General features: G+C 71.4%; 1 protein-coding gene and 1 pseudogene. One reads left to right on the top strand and one right to left on the bottom strand.

The window, feature by feature from the left end:
- Positions 1-207, bottom strand: a pseudogene (locus tag G6017_RS14845) (leucyl aminopeptidase); the annotation flags it as partial.
- A 143-nt stretch (positions 208-350) separates the two neighbouring features.
- Here G6017_RS14845 and G6017_RS14840 point away from each other — a divergent pair.
- On the top strand, positions 351-959 hold a 609-nt coding region (locus G6017_RS14840), incomplete at its 3' end, for an aminomethyl transferase family protein (protein ID WP_524536309.1).

The following is a 959-nucleotide window of genomic DNA, read 5'->3' as shown; positions in this document are numbered from 1 at the left end:
GGCCAGCGTGGCCAGCGCCGCGGTGACCTCGCCGTCGAGACCGGGGGCGACGACGACGGGGGCCGCGTCCGAACCGCCGTCGCCGTCACCGGGGTCGGCGCCCGCGGCGATACCGACCACCACCACCTCGGACTCGACAGGCGTCGTGACGGCCTCGATCGCGGCGAGGTCCGGGCTGTGGGTGAGGATCGACTGCGCGGTGGGCATGAAAGCACTCCTGGTGGTCGGCGGGGACGTACGGGACGTGTCAGATGCCCTGATGACGTGGCGGGACCGCCACGGCCAGGGCACCATAGTTTATCGACTACCGTGGGAGCGGAGCCGTACTGGAGAGCGCGAGGAGTGGCCACATGACAGACACCGGGGACCTCTACGAGGGGCCGCTGCACTCTCGTCACGTGGAGGCCGGGGCCACCTTCGCCCCCTTCGGTGGCTGGTCGATGCCCGTGCAGTACTCGGGCACCGTCGCCGAGCACCACGCCACCCGCACGACCGTCGGGTTGTTCGACGTCAGCCACCTGGGCAAGGCGCTCGTGACCGGCCCCGGCGCCGCCGGGTTCGTCAACACCTGCGTCACCAACGACCTCGACCGGATCTCCGCCGGCAGCGCCCAGTACACGCTGTGCTGCGACGAGTCCGGGGGAGTCGTCGACGACCTCATCGCCTACCGCGTCTCCGACTCCGAGATCTTCCTCATCCCCAACGCCGCCAACACCGCCGAGGTGGTGCGGCGGATGCAGGCCGCGGCGGCCGAGCGGGCGCCCGAGGTCAGCGTCACCGACGAGCACCGCTCCCGCGCCGTGATCGCAGTGCAGGGCCCGCTCGCCGGGGAGGTCCTCACCGCGGTCGGCCTGCCCATCGACCTGGACTACATGGCCTTCGTCGACGCCGACTGGTCCGGAGTTCCCGTCCGGGTCTGCCGCACCGGGTACACCGGCGAGTACGGCTTCGAGGTCCTG

Source organism: Dietzia sp. B44 (genome assembly GCF_014145245.1).
Classification (GTDB): Bacteria; Actinomycetota; Actinomycetes; order Mycobacteriales; family Mycobacteriaceae; genus Dietzia; species Dietzia natronolimnaea.
This window is presented reverse-complemented; position numbering and strand designations above follow the sequence as displayed.